We start from the raw sequence: 15,091 nt of genomic DNA, 5'->3' as shown, positions 1-15,091 counted from the left end.
GGAAGCATGACATTACAGCAGTTAAAATATGTGATTGAAATTGTGCAATGCGGGTCGATCAATGAAGCGGCACGCCGCCTGTTTTTGTCCCAGCCAAGCTTATCAAAAGCAGTCAAGGAGCTTGAAGCAGAGCTCGGAATTACGATTTTTATCCGGACACCGAAAGGCATTACGCTGTCAACCGATGGGGCAGAATTTTTAGGCTATGCACGCCAGGTAGTGGAGCAGACAGAGCTGTTAGAGCAGCGCTATTTAAATTCAGCTCCTTCCCGCCAGCTCTTTTCCGTTTCGACGCAGCATTATGCCTTCGCGGTTAACGCGTTCGTGGAAATGATCAAAAAACATGGCGCAGAAGAATATCAATTTACGCTCAGGGAAACACGCACGTATGAAATTATTGAGGACGTAAAAAATTTACGCAGTGAAATTGGCATTTTGTATATTAGCTCCTTTAACGAAAGAGTTATGCGCCAGCTGCTGAAAGAAGAAGGGCTGCTGTTTCATCCGCTGTTTGAAGCGAAGCCGCATATTTTTGTCAGTACACAAAATCCGCTTGCCGCAAAGTCGTCTGTAACTCTTGAGGAGCTCGAAGGATACCCGCGCCTTTCCTTTGAACAGGGCACTTATAATTCATTTTATTATGCGGAAGAAATCTTCAGCACGCTGCCGCGGCCAAAAAGCATTCAGGTCAGTGATCGCGCGACGCTGTTTAATCTGTTAATCGGGCTGAATGGCTATACGATTTCAAGCGGTATTTTAAGTGAAGATTTAAATGGCTCTAACATCATTCCTGTACCGCTCGAGGCGGAGGAGACGATTACAGTCGGATGGATTGTCCATGAAAAAACCCGGCTTGGCCGGATGGCGAACATATACCTGCAGGAACTCCAGGCTATTATCGATCTGCATTTGGCAAATTGATATAACTTCTTACTATAGCGAATAATGGAAATTATCCGCTGCGTTATATCTTTCTTTCTGTAGTGTAATACCTAAAACCATAAAATAAAGGAGCATATTGTATCGGTGGAATAAAAAGGAGAAGCTGCCTAAGTCTCCCGCCGGGTTAAAAAGTAAAAGAAACCCGGTCCGGAAGCTGTAACAGGCGGAATTTGGTTAAAAACCCCGCCTGTCTCTTTTTTATACTTTTGTTTTTCTATCATAGGTTTTTACAGCGGGCGGCTCATACGTATGGAAAGCTTTGAGCAGCTCCCCGGCTGACGCGCCGACCAGCAGCATTAAGCGGTACTGCTCCTGCAAAAAGTGCTCGCTGGTCATATGGTTAATAAAGAATACGAGCGGATCAAAATAATGAGCAACGTTCAGCAGCCCGATTGGCTTCTGGTGAAGACCGATTTGCGCCCATGTAAAAACTTCAAAAAACTCCTCCATTGTGCCGGCACCGCCTGGCAAAACAATAAATGCGTCGGCCAGCTCTGCCATTTTTGCTTTCCGCTCATGCATGGAGTCTACAATATGCAGCTCAGTCAGGCCTGTATGAGCGATTTCCCGTTCTTTTAGCAGTGTTGGAATAACGCCAATGGCTTCTCCTCCTTCTTGAAGAACCGTGTCTGCAACCGCTCCCATCAATCCGGCGCTTGATCCGCCGTACACAATTCCAATGCCCTGCTCCGCCAATGCTTTTCCAAGCAACACAGCACCGTCTTTATACTCCAGAGAGGCTCCATTTGCTGAGCCGCAAAAAACTGCAATCCGCCTCATTGCACATCCTCATTTCTGTTCAAATTCTCTTTAAAGTATACCGTGATATTTCTTGAAAAAGAACGTCAGAACAGCATCTTTACATAACTTTTATATAGCGGCTGACATATACTATCGAACTGACTTATTTGAAATTTCTTCTTTGCCGTCTAACTGAAGGCTCTGCTGGGTATAACACTACTACAACAAGAAGTGGCCCGAGGAGGAAACGCGATGAAATGGCAGGGAAGAAGAGGAAGCTCAAATGTGGAAGACCGCCGCGGCATGGGCGGCAAAGCCGTTCTTGGCGGTGGTATTGGCGGAGTGGGATTGATTTTTGTTCTTATTTTTACACTGCTCGGCGGCGATCCGTCGCAGCTGCTTGGAACCGTCAGCAATGAGCCCTATCAAGAAACAGAACAAGACGAGGAGCTTGCCCAGTTTGTATCTGTTGTACTGGCAGACACAGAGGATGTCTGGACAGAAGTCTTTGAAGAAGAAGGAATGGTATATGAAGAGCCTGTGCTGGTGCTGTTTTCGGGAAGCGTGGATTCTGCCTGCGGAACAGCAACAGCGGCAGTTGGGCCTTTTTACTGTCCGGGAGACCGAAAGCTGTATATTGACCTGAGTTTTTATCAGGAGCTGCAAAATCAGTTCCAGGCTCCGGGAGACTTTGCGATGGCGTATGTTGTTGCTCATGAAGTGGGCCACCATGTCCAGACGCTGCTGGGAACATCGCAAAAAGTGCATGCTATGCGGGACCGCGTAAGCCAGGAAGAATATAACCGGTATTCTGTTATGCTTGAGCTTCAGGCGGATTATTATGCAGGTGTCTGGGCGCATCATGCGCAGGACATGAATTTGCTTGAAGAGGGCGATGTAGAAGAAGCACTGACTGCAGCAAGTGCTGTCGGAGATGATACCATTCAAAAACGTTCACAGGGCTACGCTGTGCCGGACAGCTTTACACACGGCACATCGGAGCAGCGGAAAAAATGGTTTTACCGCGGATTTGAGTCAGGAACTTTAAAAAATGGGGATACATTTAATGCGAGAGATCTATGATAATGCTGTTTGAGCCGGTATATGAAAAATAAGGGCGGTATCTGGCATGCCCGGGGCGGAAAACTAATTTACCGCCCCGGGCGTACCGGATACCGCCTTTTAAATGAACATACCGCCCCAAAACTCTTCTCTTTTCTTTAACAGAAAAAGACGTATAATAAACTGTACATAAAAAGAGCCGGAGGGAAATAAATATGAAAAAATTACAGTCGCCAGAGCAATTTGAGCAGTTGAAAAGAGAAGAAAGAGTTGTCTTTATGTTTTCTGCAGACTGGTGCCCGGACTGCCGGATAATTGAGCCCATTTTGCCAGGCATCGAAGCAGATTACCCGGAGTATGAATTTATCTACGTTGACCGGGATCAATTCATTGATCTTTGCGGTGAATTAAACGTATTCGGCATTCCAAGCTTTGTTGCCTACCACAATGGAGAAGAAGCAGGCCGCTTTGTCAGCAAGGACCGCAAAACACAGGAAGAAATTGAATCCTTCCTGAACAGCTTATCGGCTTAAGAGTAATGGCCGCTGTCTAATGAGGCAGTGGCCATTTTCTTTTGGCGCGGATTGGCGATTCCTGCCTTGAAAGCCGTGAACATATAAAAGATGATGTTCCCACCCGGGCTAAGCGCCGTGGTTTATCCATCGTGCTGGAGACTCGAACGTTCATAAATGTGTTGGATTTAACCCGGAGAAGATATAAGCAGTCGCTTATTTCAACAGCATGAGAAGCTTTCTCCAAAGCCTCTTTTTTATTCAAATAGCTTTTTAAATTTTCCAAGCGGTCCCGCCGGCTTGCGTGCTTTCATTATATTTGTGTAAAGGGCATCGATCAGGCTCATTTGAACAATACGGGAATACATATCATCTGTGCGTGACTCAATTCCGTTTGAAATGGTCCGCAGAATAATATCGGCCCTTTTATTCATCGGCGTGCGCATAATATTCGTCATGACAATGGTTTTAGCGCCGGCTTCTTTTGCGGCATTAAACACTTCCAGCGCTTCATCCGCTGCATCTGATCCGCTGATAATAAAAGCAATGTCATTTTCAGACAGCTGAGAAGCGGCACGGCGCTGTAGGTACGGATCCGTATAAGCAACCGTAGAAAGTCCGGAGCCGATAAATTTATGATGGGCGTCAAGGGCAACGATTCCAGAGTTGCCTGTACCGTAAAATTCCACTTTTTCTGCCGCTGTCATCGCATTCACTGCTTTTTTTATCAACGAAAAATCCATTGTTTGAATCGTATCCTGGAATGTGCGGATACTCGTATTGAAAATCTTTTCTGTCACAGCACGTTCATTGTCCTGCTCCTGGATTTTTTCCTGCACCATGCTGCGGATCGGCGCAGCAATTTCAGAAGCGAGGGCGATTTTTAATTTTTGGTAACCGGTAAAGCCCATCCGCTGGCAAAAACGGAAAATCGTCGAGGAAGCAACACCGACTTCTTCCGCCACCTGAGTGATCGTTTGATTCATAATTTTCTCAGGCGTTGTTAAAATATAATCGGCTATTTTTTTCTCTGTTTCATTGAATTCCGGATAAAAGGATTGGATCCTTATCAGGCATTGCTGTGGCTGCTCCATGTTATTCACCCCCGCCAAAATCGTTCTTTTCTCTATTATACTGAAATAAGAAGAAAAAGAAAATTTTTTCTTGTAAACGATTGCAGAGAAAATAAATTTCCGTATAATGAAGGAACATACTATACTGGAATTGAAACAATCGGAGGCACGTGTATGCCTGAATTTTATTTATTATCCACTGTTGCCGCAGCAATTACGCTGCTGCTGTTTTTTGTGATTACGTTAAAGGTGCATGCCTTTGTTGCACTGTTTCTTGTTAGTTTATTTGCCGGTCTTGCAACAGGAATGTCCACAGAATCTCTTCTTTTTTCGATGCAAAAAGGGATGGGGGAAACTCTTGGCTTTGTAGCGGTAATTGTGGGGCTCGGAGCGATGTTTGGACAAATGCTTGATGTATCAGGCGGGGCATCACGGCTGTCGCACACGTTAATTCGGACATTTGGCGAGCACCGTGTGCCCTGGGCGTTGGGTTTTACGGGTTTTTTCGTCGGCATTCCTGTTTTCTTTGACGTCGGGTTTATTCTGTTAATGCCGGTTGTATACCGGCTGGCACAAAAAAGCGGCCGTTCGCTCCTTTATTATGCTTTGCCGCTATTTGCCGGGCTTTCTGCCGCACACAGCCTTATTCCGCCGACACCTGGCCCGATTGCTGTAGCCCATTTGATTGGGGCAGACCTGGGCTGGATGATTTTATTTGGCTTGATAGCGGGGATTCCAGCCATGATCATTTCAGGACCATTATTCGGGACGTACATAGCGGGGAAAATTCAAGTGCCCATTCCGGATTATATACCTGTTGACGAACGAGTAGAAGATGAGGACGAGCTGCCCGGCTTTGGCCTGCTTATCACAATCATTGCGATCCCGCTGCTGCTTATGCTGCTGAATACAACGACAGCCGCTTTTTTAACGGAAGCAAGCAACGTCCGCGCTTTTTTTGCTTTTGCAGGTCATCCGTTTACAGCGATGCTTCTGTCGGTACTGCTCGTTTTTTATTTTCTCGGCATTCGGCGGGGATATTCGAAAAATGATGTCCTTGCGATCGCCGGCAAAGCGATTCAGCCGACAGGCATGATTATGCTCGTAACCGGTGCCGGAGGGGTATTCAAGCAGGTGCTGATTGATTCTGATTTAAACAGCGTGCTTGGCGGCATACTTGCCGAGTCCTCTATGCCGCCGCTTGTATTAGGTTATTTTATTGCGGCAGCCATTCGGATTCTGCAGGGGTCGGCGACTGTGGCAATGGTCACGTCGGCCGGTTTAATGGCATCAATCATCGAGCCGCTTTCATTAGAAGGACCGGTGCTTGGCCTGCTTGCTATTTCAATTGCGGCGGGTGGAATAATAGCTTCCCATGTGAATGACTCCGGCTTCTGGCTTATCAACCGATATCTGGGCCTTGACGTAAAAAACACACTGAAAACCTGGACGGTGCTTGAAACGTTAACATCTCTGACTTCTTTTATAGTTATACTCATTGTCAGTCTTGTTTTTTTCTAAAAAGAGATCATGAATAACCCCTAATGGTTTTTGGCATTTACGAAGGCAGACCCTTCTTTTACAGTCGAAGAGAATGGAGTGGTAGAAATGGAACCATTTATTCGAAGTGAACAATATTATTTTATAAAAAGTCAGGCAAAACTATTGGCATTGCATGCAATGAAAACATTCAGTCAATGGGAAAATTAAACGAGTGGCTGGACCATCTTATGCAAAAGAACTGAGCATTCGTTTTTGTTCCAAAACACAGTATAATAAAAATAACTATTCTAATAGGAACCATTATGTAAACGGAAATAGGTGAGTATCAGATGAGAAATGAACAGAATGCTTCACTGTTTAAAGGGTGGCTTGGCCTGACTGCTGTCCAGGCGGCGGTTGCAGGCGAATTGGAGAAGGCTTTACAGGAACAGCACCGTCTTTCATTAAACGAATGCTATGTATTGTTATATTTGTCAGAAGCGCCGGAGAAGAAATTAAAGCTGTATCAGCTTCAAAATATGGTGGGCCTGAGCCAGAGTGCATTATCCCGGCTCGTAAACCGGCTGGAGGAAAAAAGCTGCCAGATTGTCAGGCGGCACAGCTGTGAGGATGACCGCCGTGCGATATATGCTTCACTCACAGAAGAAGGAGAGGCAAAGCTTGCCGCTGTGTTGAAAACATTTTGTGAGACGCTTGAAACAGCTTTTTCCGCTTCTTCCATCCAAAATGATCTGGCATCTGCAATCGAGCAGTTAAAAAGGAACGATGTTTAAAAAGCTTTCCAACTGGGGAAAGCTTTTTTTGTATGCCAATCCATTTATTTGACACCATTACTATCAAATGATAATTTATATGCGTGTGCATACATATATTGAATAGTTTATATTAAAGGAGCTGGATGAAATGAAACATTTATTTTCTCCCTATACGATAAAAAGCCTTGAACTAAAAAACCGGGTTGTTATGCCTCCAATGTGCCAGTATTCAGTGACGGCGAAAGATGGCATTGCAAATGACTGGCATTATTTTCACTATGTCAGCCGTGCCATCGGCGGCACCGGCCTCATTATTATTGAAATGACAGACGTAGAGCCGGATGGCCGTATTACCGATTACGATTTAGGGCTATGGTCAGATGAGCAGGTGCCGGCACTGAAGCGGGTTATTGACGCAGTACACGAAAATGGTTCAAAAGCGGCCATTCAAATTGCGCATGCCGGCCGTAAAGCAGAAGATGCAGAGGTGCCGGTCGCGCCATCAGCTGTGGCTTTTGATGAAAATTCAAAAACCCCGAGAGCTTTATCTACCGATGAAGTAAAAGAAATGGTTGAAAAATTCCGTGGTGCTGTCCGGCGTGCAGTTGAAGCGGGAGTCGATGCGATTGAGCTTCATGGGGCGCACGGCTACTTGATTCACCAGTTCCATTCACCGCTGACAAATAAACGGACAGATGAGTATGGAAAAGATTTAACAAAATTCGGCAGGGAAGTAATCAAGGCTGCCAAAAGTGAAATGCCAAAGGAAATGCCGCTGATTATGCGGATATCCGCGCAGGAATATGTGGAAGGCGGCTATGGCATCGAGGACAGTATTGCATTTTCAAAAGAATACCAGGCAGCTGGAGTCGATATCTTCCATATCAGTGCCGGCGGTGAAGGGCCGATTGCAGCAGCCGGACGGCCGGGTACACATGCTGCTTACCAGGTGCCATTAGCAAGAGATATTAAACGGGCGCTCGATGTACCGGTTATTGCGGTCGGCCGCCTGGATGATCCGGTTTTGGCTAACTCAGTGATCGGAAACGAAGAAGCAGACCTTGTTGCGGTCGGCAGAGGAATGCTCAGAAATCCATATTGGACGCTTGAAGCGGCTGTTCAATTAAAAAAGGAAACAGAAATTCCAAAGCAATATGAAATGGGCTTCCCGAGAAAATAAAGACAGTGGAAAACTAAATCAAAAAAGCGTTTGGCCTGATGAAGCTCCCAGGCCAGGCGCTTTTTTTATGAACGCTTTAGTGAGCATGTAAAAGGCAGCAAGCTGAATTGCTTAAAGTCTAAAAAGTGAATGAATACTCACTCGTTTTCGTATACAATAAAATAAAAGCATATTACTTAGTAAGGGGAGTGGACAAAACATGAAGAATTTTTCGCTTATTAATGTAGAAGTAAAAAAGCAAACGGCCTTTTTAACGATTAATAATCCTCCGGTAAATGCGTTAAATGCAGTGGTGCTTCAAGAGCTGGAACAATGCCTCGACCATTTCCGCCAGGACTCTTCTGTAAAAGCAGTTATTTTAACTGGAGCCGGAACATTTTTTGTAGCGGGAGCTGATATAAAAGAATTTACTTCTCTGTTTGGGCAGGAAGAGCTAGCGGAACAAGCCGCATTAAAAGGCCAGGCGCTTTGCTCAAAAATCGAGCAATTTGAAAAGCCGGTCATTGCGGCGATTAACGGAGCATGCCTTGGCGGCGGCCTGGAACTGGCAATGAGCTGCCATATGCGGATCGCTTCGCATGAAGCAAAGCTTGGCCTTCCGGAAATAAAGCTTGGCATCATACCCGGCTACGGCGGGACACAGCGGCTTGCCCGGCTGACAAACACAGCAAAAGCATTAGAGCTCATTTTAACAGGCCGGTTTATCGACGGGAAGGAAGCAGAAGAAATTGGACTGGTAAATCACTCGGTTAATTCTGCCCAGCTTCTTTCAAAAGCCTCGGAGCTTGCTGAAGCGATCAGCCAAAAAAGCAGCCTGTCAATAAAGTCGGCATTAGCCTCTGTTTTAAAAGGCATAGATCTGCCTCTTCAGGAAGGGCTGGAATTTGAAGCAAGCCAATTTGGCGCTTTATTTGGAACGGAGGATGCCAGAGAAGGTGTCAGGGCTTTTATTGAAAAGCGCCCGGCTTCTTTCAAAGATCAATGAGCCTGCTTTGTACCGCGCTCTGCGTTTATTGTATAATAAACATAGATTGAAAATGAAAGCGAGTGTTCATTGTGGGACGTAAATGGAATAATATTAAAGAAAAAAAAGCGTCTAAAGACGCAAATACAAGCCGTATTTATGCGAAGTTCGGGCGTGAAATTTATGTAGCGGCAAAACAGGGCGAACCAAATCCGGAAAGCAACCAGGCGCTCCGCATGGTGCTTGAGCGTGCCAAAACGTACAGCGTGCCTAAAACCATTGTTGACCGGGCAATTGAAAAAGCAAAAGGCGGCGCAGAAGAAAGCTATGATGAGCTTCGCTATGAAGGGTTTGGGCCAAGCGGCTCGATGGTAATCGTTGACGCATTAACGAATAATGTAAACCGGACAGCATCTGATGTGCGTGCCGCCTTTGGAAAAAATGGCGGGAATATGGGTGTCAGCGGCTCGGTTGCATATATGTTCGATGCAACGGCGGTTTTCGGTCTTGAAGGAAAAACGGCAGACGAGGTGCTGGAACTCTTAATGGAAGCGGATATCGATGTGCGTGACGTGCTTGAGGAAGAAGAGTCTGTCATTATATATGCGGAACCGGATCAATTTCATGCCGTTCAGGAAGCATTGAAAGAAGCCGGTGTAACGGAATTTACAATCGCAGAATTAACAATGCTTGCACAGAATGATGTGACACTGTCCGAGGAAGATCAGGAGCAATTTGAAAAAATGATTGATGCACTTGAAGATCTGGAAGATGTTCAGCAGGTTTACCATAACGTTGACCTGGGTGAATAACTTTTCCAGCGTACGTGAGTGGAAGTATAAATATATGATAAGCAAAAAGCGGCTGCCGGCCGCTTTTTTATTTGGCTAAATCCTTTAGCAAGATAAACTGGATTATTTTAGGGTGCACCTGCTATGATCAAAGCAGAGCTTTTTATTATCAGTAGAATGCGGGGACAGGGCATGTTTGAGATTTCTACCTTACTAACATTTACGGCAGTGGTAATCGGTCTTTTTTTAATTCCGGGTCCGGCTGTGTTATTAACAGCGGCACAAACCATTCAAAATGGACGAAAAGCAGGAGTTATTACCGGCCTCGGTCTTGCAGCCGGCGATTTTATCCATACTCTTTTTGCAGCAGTCGGCCTGTCCGCTATTTTAATGACATCTGCTTCTGCATTTAATATTGTTAAATTGGCAGGTGCCATTTATTTATTTTACATGGGCATTCGAGCTTTATTTGCCAAAGCATCGGGCAGGGAAATGGAGAAAGCGTCATCCGCATCGGCAAGCCGTATATTCAGCCAGGCCATTTTGGCTGAAATACTGAATCCAAAAACAGCGCTGTTTTTTCTTGCTTTTTTGCCACAGTTCATTGATCCTTCACGAGGTGCCTCTATTTTTCAGTTTTTCACGCTTGGAGCTATTTTTGTGCTGCTTGGTATTGTTTATACAACGCTGATTGCCCTCGTGATCGGCCCAATCAGCCAGTGGATAAAAAATATTTCCTGGCTTAACCGGGGCGGCAGTAAATTTATTGGAGCCATTTATATTGGCCTCGGATTTAAAGTTGTTTTTCAAGGGAGGTAAAAAAACTGTTTAAATAAGATACTGTCTATATCTCCTGTCGATTAAATACACCCTATTAGTGAACGTCCGGGCCTTCAGCAAGCTGAGCTTGGCCCGGGCGTAGAAAAGGCGGCATCTGCCGGGCGCGGCTTTTCGCGGGGCATCCGGTGAGCGCGGCAAAGCGGGAACTCTGCCAGTCGAGACTGCTGAAAAAGTCCATTTAAAGAAAAAAGAAGCTGACTGCCTACTGTATGTAGATAGTCAGCTTCTTTTAGTTTCAATATATGGATAAAAATTACTGTTAACTATTTAATCCCAATACTTTTTCAGCAGCTTCCTGCCAATCCCGCAGAAGTATGTGCCCTGCACCTGCCGCCCTGGCGAGGAGGGAAATTCAGCCGGTAATGCCCGGTTCATATTCTTTTCCTAATGAGAAGGATAGGAACAAATAGGCTTTTTTATGCCGCTTTTTTAGAAATACAACGGGCGGCAGACTGCAGTCCCTGATACTGCGTTTAAAAGGAAGCAGTCTGTTTCCAGCCCATAAAAGAAAGAGGATTTTAGCTTGAAAACGGACTATCTTTTTGACGACTTCTTTTTTCAACACTATGACTGTTTTTGTGTGTTTGCATAAAAACAGTTTTTTATTTAGGAAAAAAATTTTTTGTAAGGGGTTGCAGTAAGGAAAAATATTTTATATAATCGCCACACAAGGAAAAAATTTCGACGAATACTTAAAGTCACAAAAAATATTTTCCGCACTACTGTATTTGAAAGCGGTGTCTTTAACGTCGAGAATCATAGAATATAAAGAGGAGGCCACTTCTATGTCAGATTCAATGTTAATTTTAATAGCAATGGCAGGTATTTTCGCTCTCTTGTTTTTAGTTATTCGGACAAAGCTCCATGCGTTCGTAGCCTTGCTGCTTGTCAGTTTAATTGTCGGTGTGCTTGCAGGCATGCCGCTTGAAGAAGTAGTCACTTCTATTCAAAATGGAATGGGCGGTACACTTGGGTTTGTAGCCGTTGTTGTCGGGCTTGGTGCTATGTTTGGCCAGATGCTTGAAGTGTCCGGCGGTGCCGAACGGCTGGCCCAGACCATGATAAAGAAGTTTGGCCAGGATAAAGCCCAGTGGGCGCTTGGCATTACCGGCTTTCTTGTAGCCATTCCAGTATTTTTTGATGTCGGTTTTATTATTTTAGTGCCAATTGTATATGGGTTAGCGAAAAAAACAGGACGTTCTCTCCTGTACTATGGCATTCCGCTTTTGGCTGGCCTGGCTGTTACACACAGCTTTATCCCGCCGACACCGGGGCCGATTGCGGTTGCGGATTTAATCGGTGCCGACCTGGGCTGGGTTATCTTATTTGGAGCTATCGCGGGTCTTCCGGCAATGATTATCGCAGGGCCTTTATTCGGCCGCTATATTGCAAAGCGTATCCATGTTACAGTGCCGGATTACATGAATGTAGAGGAAAAAGAGTATGATAAGGATCTTCCCGGTTTTGGATTAATTGCTTCATTAATCATGATTCCGCTTGTCTTGATTTTGCTGAATACGGTTTCAGGTGTATTATTAGAAGAAGGCAATCTGCTTCGTTCGATCCTGACTTTTCTGGGCCACCCATTTGTGGCACTAACGATTGCTACATTGGCAGCATTTACGTTTTTAGGCACAAGACGTGGCTACACACGCCAGGAAGTTCAGGATATCGCGACAAAATCGCTTGAGCCGGCGGGTATTATTATTCTTGTAACAGGCGCAGGCGGTGTATTTAAGCAGATATTAATTGATTCAGGTGTTGGGGAAGTGCTGGGGAATATGATGGCAGGTTCGCCGCTGCCGCCGCTTTTGCTGGCTTTTTTAATCGCCGCAGCTGTACGGGTGGCTCAGGGCTCAGCGACCGTTTCCATGGTGACTGCTGCCGGATTAATGGCACCGCTAATTGAAATGCTTCATATTGAAGGACCATTTCTAGGACTGATGGTAATTGCTATCGCCGGTGGAGCCACTGTTGTTTCGCACGTAAACGATTCAGGGTTCTGGCTGGTGAACCGTTATTTTGGATTGGATGTAAAGGATACACTGAAATCCTGGACAGTAATGGAAACATTGATTGGGCTTGTTGGCTTTATCGTTGTATTTATTATTGGCATGATTATTGGTTACTAAGGAAAGGATGAATGGATGATGGGATTTTTATATGCGATGGGGATTGATATCGGCACAACGAGTACGAAAGCCGTAATCTTTCAAAAAGACGGTACATTTGTTTACCGGGCCGGAGTGGAATATCCGCTTCATACGCCGGAGCCTTCTGCAGCTGAGCAGGACCCCGACGTTATTTTTCGGGCTGTGTTGGCGTCAATCCGCACGTGTATAGAAGAAAGCGGTATTCGGGAAGAAGACATCGGCTTTCTATCTTTTTCATCCGCCATGCACAGCCTTATCGCAGCAGACTCGGAAGGGCGGCCGCTGACGCCTTCTATTACGTGGGCCGACAGCCGAAGCACAAAATGGACGGAAAAGCTTAAAAATGAATGGAACGGCCATGAAATTTATATGAGGACCGGTACACCTATTCATCCAATGGCGCCTTTGTCAAAAATTATTTGGCTTCGTGAGGAATTCCCGGATCTTTTCCGGCAGACAGCGAAATTTATCTCAATTAAAGAATATGTTTTTTACCGTCTTTTCGGTGAATATGTAATTGACTACTCAATTGCCTCAGCAACCGGCTTGTTCAATCTGAATACGCTTGACTGGGATAAAGAAGCACTCCGGGTCGCTGGTATTGACACAGAACGTTTGTCGAAGCCTGTTTCTACCACTCATGTAGTCCGCGGCATGGCGCCAGGCTTTGCTGTGGAAGCAGGAGTCCGGTTTGATATACCGGTTGTGATTGGAGCGAGCGATGGTGTGCTTTCAAATTTAGGAACAGGCGCCATTAAGCAAGGAGATGTAGCGGTAACGATCGGGACAAGCGGAGCCATCCGGGCTGTCACCAGTAAGCCGGTTACCGATCCGAAAGGCCGTATCTTCTGCTATGCACTGACGAAAGATCACTGGGTAATCGGCGGCCCGGTGAATAATGGCGGCATGATTTTCCGCTGGGTCCGTGATGAACTCGGTGCCGCCGAAACAGAAGCGGCCAGACGCCTCGGAAAAGATCCATATGATGTGCTGACAGAAGTTGCCGCACGCGTTCCAGCAGGAAGCGAAGGGCTTCTTTTCCACCCATATTTCTCAGGTGAACGGGCACCTCTTTGGAATGCGGATGCACGAGGTTCATTTTTTGGACTGGCTCTTCATCACAAAAAAGAGCATATGATCCGCTCGGTGCTTGAAGGCATCTTATATAATTTATATACAGTCCTTCTGGCACTTGAGGAGCTGACCGGCGAGCCGCAGCGGATTCTGGCAACCGGCGGCTTTGCACAGTCTGATTTTTGGCGGCAAATGATGGCGGATGTATTTGACCACCCGGTAATTGTACCGGAAAGCTTTGAAAGCTCCTGCTTTGGAGCGGTCCTGCTGGGATTATATGAGCTTGGAGAGATTGACTCGCTTGATGCGGCAGCGGATGCCGGCGGCACTGTCTTTGAACACGTGCCAGACAAAGCGAACAGCAGCGTTTATCGCGAATTAATTCCTTCTTTTATTCGTATCGCCCGGCTGCTGGAGCCGGAGTATAAAGTGATTGCTGATTTTCAGCGCGGGCTGTCCTTAAAATAAGGACAGCTTTTTTGCTATTAAAAAACTGTCTCAGCCAGTGAGACAGTTTAGTTTACTGCATATGTTTCCATTGTGTAGACTTGCCGGACTGCAGACAGGAAGGGAATGTATCACCCGGCGCCAGATCTATTCGGCCGCCATTTGTATCTATATATGTTCCTGCTTCCGTGACCTGGTCACCTGTATTATGCACATGATCAGCATGGCGCCATGTTGTCGGCTGGTTTTTCGTTGGGCAAACCGGAAACTGTTCTCCTTTTTCCAGATCGGCTCTTTTTCCGGCTTCGCAAATATACGTCCCTGTTTCTTCAACCATTTCATCCGTGTAATGAAGATCACGTGCTGTATTCATATAAAAAACCTCTCTTCTTTTGGTTTAAATGCTGGCTGTTTCCTCCTAACATTAGCCATCATTTAAGAAAATAAAACATTTTTCATAAAAATAATGCTTTAGAAGCAAGCGGGAAGGGAAAGAAAAAAAGATAATTATTCTTTTAATAAAAGGAGGGTCTTTTTTATGGCCAGCCAGAGTGCTGCTGCTTATTTTAAAAGCATTCATCCCCGGCAGATGATTATGCATACAACGGGGGAGCAATCTGTCTCGAAGATGGATATGACGGTTATAACAGATTTAAGCAAACGATATAATCTGCCGGATGAAGTTATAAATGTGCTTGTACAGTATATATTGCTGGCCTCCTTGTCATTAAGCCATCCATCACTTTTTAAAATTGCGATGCATTGGAGCAGAATGAACGTAAAAACGGCTGAGCAGGCAATGGAGCTTGTAAAAAAAGAACATAAAAAATACAAAACGCTCTGGATGACTGATATTCTTCACCTGCAAAAAAAGACGGATATTACGGTTGATATGATTCGCGGGGCAGCAAGCAGCAATTTAAGCGACGAGCAGCTTGGAGCGTATATACGGGAGCTTTTTTCTCGTTAAAAAGGATTTTTTGAAACGGCTGGCTGATCAGCCGTTTTTCTTTGAAGCAAAAAAGGGGCGTTAACAGCCCCTTTTTCTACAGTA

The 15,091-nt window shown here is 45.4% G+C and carries 15 protein-coding genes; 12 read left to right on the top strand and 3 right to left on the bottom strand.

The window, feature by feature from the left end; translation table 11 throughout:
- Positions 1 to 6 precede the first annotated feature (6 nt).
- Complete coding sequence (locus tag VP98_RS11770) at positions 7 to 921, top strand: LysR family transcriptional regulator (RefSeq protein WP_046175587.1); 915 nt, start codon at positions 7 to 9, stop codon at positions 919 to 921.
- 219 nt (positions 922 to 1,140) lie between these two features.
- On the opposite strand, the gene VP98_RS11765 is transcribed toward VP98_RS11770, so the two are convergent.
- Positions 1,141 to 1,722, bottom strand: a complete 582-nt coding sequence (locus tag VP98_RS11765) for an LOG family protein (RefSeq protein ID WP_046175586.1) — start codon at positions 1,720 to 1,722, stop codon at positions 1,141 to 1,143.
- A gap of 213 nt (positions 1,723 to 1,935) precedes the next feature.
- Between VP98_RS11765 and ypfJ the strand changes: the two genes are divergently transcribed.
- Together ypfJ and VP98_RS11755 are read left to right on the top strand one after the other, a co-directional pair.
- A complete protein-coding gene (gene ypfJ / locus VP98_RS11760) occupies positions 1,936 to 2,766 on the top strand; it encodes a KPN_02809 family neutral zinc metallopeptidase (protein WP_046175585.1) in 831 nt (276 codons plus the stop codon).
- A gap of 194 nt (positions 2,767 to 2,960) precedes the next feature.
- Positions 2,961 to 3,278 (top strand): thioredoxin family protein, encoded by a 318-nt coding sequence (locus tag VP98_RS11755; protein ID WP_046175584.1) that lies wholly within the window; start codon positions 2,961 to 2,963, stop codon positions 3,276 to 3,278.
- 236 nt (positions 3,279 to 3,514) lie between these two features.
- Here the strand turns inward: VP98_RS11755 and VP98_RS11745 are convergent, their stop codons facing one another.
- A complete protein-coding gene (locus VP98_RS11745; protein WP_046175582.1) occupies positions 3,515 to 4,351 on the bottom strand; it encodes a MurR/RpiR family transcriptional regulator in 837 nt (278 codons plus the stop codon).
- 153 nt (positions 4,352 to 4,504) lie between these two features.
- Here VP98_RS11745 and VP98_RS11740 point away from each other — a divergent pair, with 153 nt between their 5' ends.
- The 8 genes from VP98_RS11740 to gntK all read left to right on the top strand — a co-directional run bounded on the left by VP98_RS11740 (position 4,505) and on the right by gntK (position 14,058).
- Positions 4,505 to 5,851, top strand: coding sequence for a GntT/GntP/DsdX family permease (locus VP98_RS11740; protein ID WP_046175581.1), 1,347 nt, complete (start codon positions 4,505 to 4,507; stop codon positions 5,849 to 5,851).
- A gap of 311 nt (positions 5,852 to 6,162) precedes the next feature.
- The gene (locus VP98_RS11735; protein WP_046175580.1) at positions 6,163 to 6,606 is read left to right on the top strand and encodes a MarR family winged helix-turn-helix transcriptional regulator; all 444 of its coding nucleotides are present in this window, start codon (positions 6,163 to 6,165) and stop codon (positions 6,604 to 6,606) included.
- Between the two features lie 130 nt (positions 6,607 to 6,736).
- A complete protein-coding gene (locus VP98_RS11730; protein WP_046175579.1) occupies positions 6,737 to 7,768 on the top strand; it encodes an NADH:flavin oxidoreductase/NADH oxidase in 1,032 nt (343 codons plus the stop codon).
- Positions 7,769 to 7,967: 199 nt separating this feature from the next.
- Positions 7,968 to 8,753, top strand: a complete 786-nt coding sequence (locus tag VP98_RS11725; RefSeq protein WP_046175578.1) for an enoyl-CoA hydratase — start codon at positions 7,968 to 7,970, stop codon at positions 8,751 to 8,753.
- Between the two features lie 71 nt (positions 8,754 to 8,824).
- Positions 8,825 to 9,544: a YebC/PmpR family DNA-binding transcriptional regulator gene (locus VP98_RS11720; RefSeq protein WP_046175577.1), complete on the top strand. Its 720-nt coding sequence runs from the start codon at positions 8,825 to 8,827 to the stop codon at positions 9,542 to 9,544.
- A 171-nt stretch (positions 9,545 to 9,715) separates the two neighbouring features.
- Entirely contained in the window at positions 9,716 to 10,342 is a 627-nt protein-coding gene (locus tag VP98_RS11715) for a LysE family translocator (protein WP_046175607.1), read from the top strand.
- Positions 10,343 to 11,148: 806 nt separating this feature from the next.
- Positions 11,149 to 12,495: a GntP family permease gene (locus tag VP98_RS11705; protein WP_046175575.1), complete on the top strand. Its 1,347-nt coding sequence runs from the start codon at positions 11,149 to 11,151 to the stop codon at positions 12,493 to 12,495.
- A gap of 15 nt (positions 12,496 to 12,510) precedes the next feature.
- A complete protein-coding gene (gntK, locus tag VP98_RS11700; RefSeq protein WP_197076590.1) occupies positions 12,511 to 14,058 on the top strand; it encodes a gluconokinase in 1,548 nt (515 codons plus the stop codon).
- A 52-nt stretch (positions 14,059 to 14,110) separates the two neighbouring features.
- Here the strand turns inward: gntK and VP98_RS11695 are convergent, their stop codons facing one another.
- A complete protein-coding gene (locus VP98_RS11695; RefSeq protein ID WP_046175573.1) occupies positions 14,111 to 14,410 on the bottom strand; it encodes a hypothetical protein in 300 nt (99 codons plus the stop codon).
- Positions 14,411 to 14,575: 165 nt separating this feature from the next.
- On the opposite strand from VP98_RS11695, the gene VP98_RS11690 reads away from it, so the two are divergent.
- A complete protein-coding gene (locus VP98_RS11690) occupies positions 14,576 to 15,007 on the top strand; it encodes a DnaD domain protein (RefSeq protein WP_046175572.1) in 432 nt (143 codons plus the stop codon).
- The last annotated feature ends 84 nt before the right edge of the window (positions 15,008 to 15,091 follow it).

Origin of the sequence: Domibacillus indicus, from assembly GCF_000970685.1 — a bacterium.
Lineage (GTDB): Bacteria > Bacillota > Bacilli > Bacillales > Domibacillaceae > Domibacillus > Domibacillus indicus.
The sequence above is the reverse complement of the archived record's forward strand: the minus strand, read 5'-3'. Positions and strand labels throughout refer to the sequence as shown.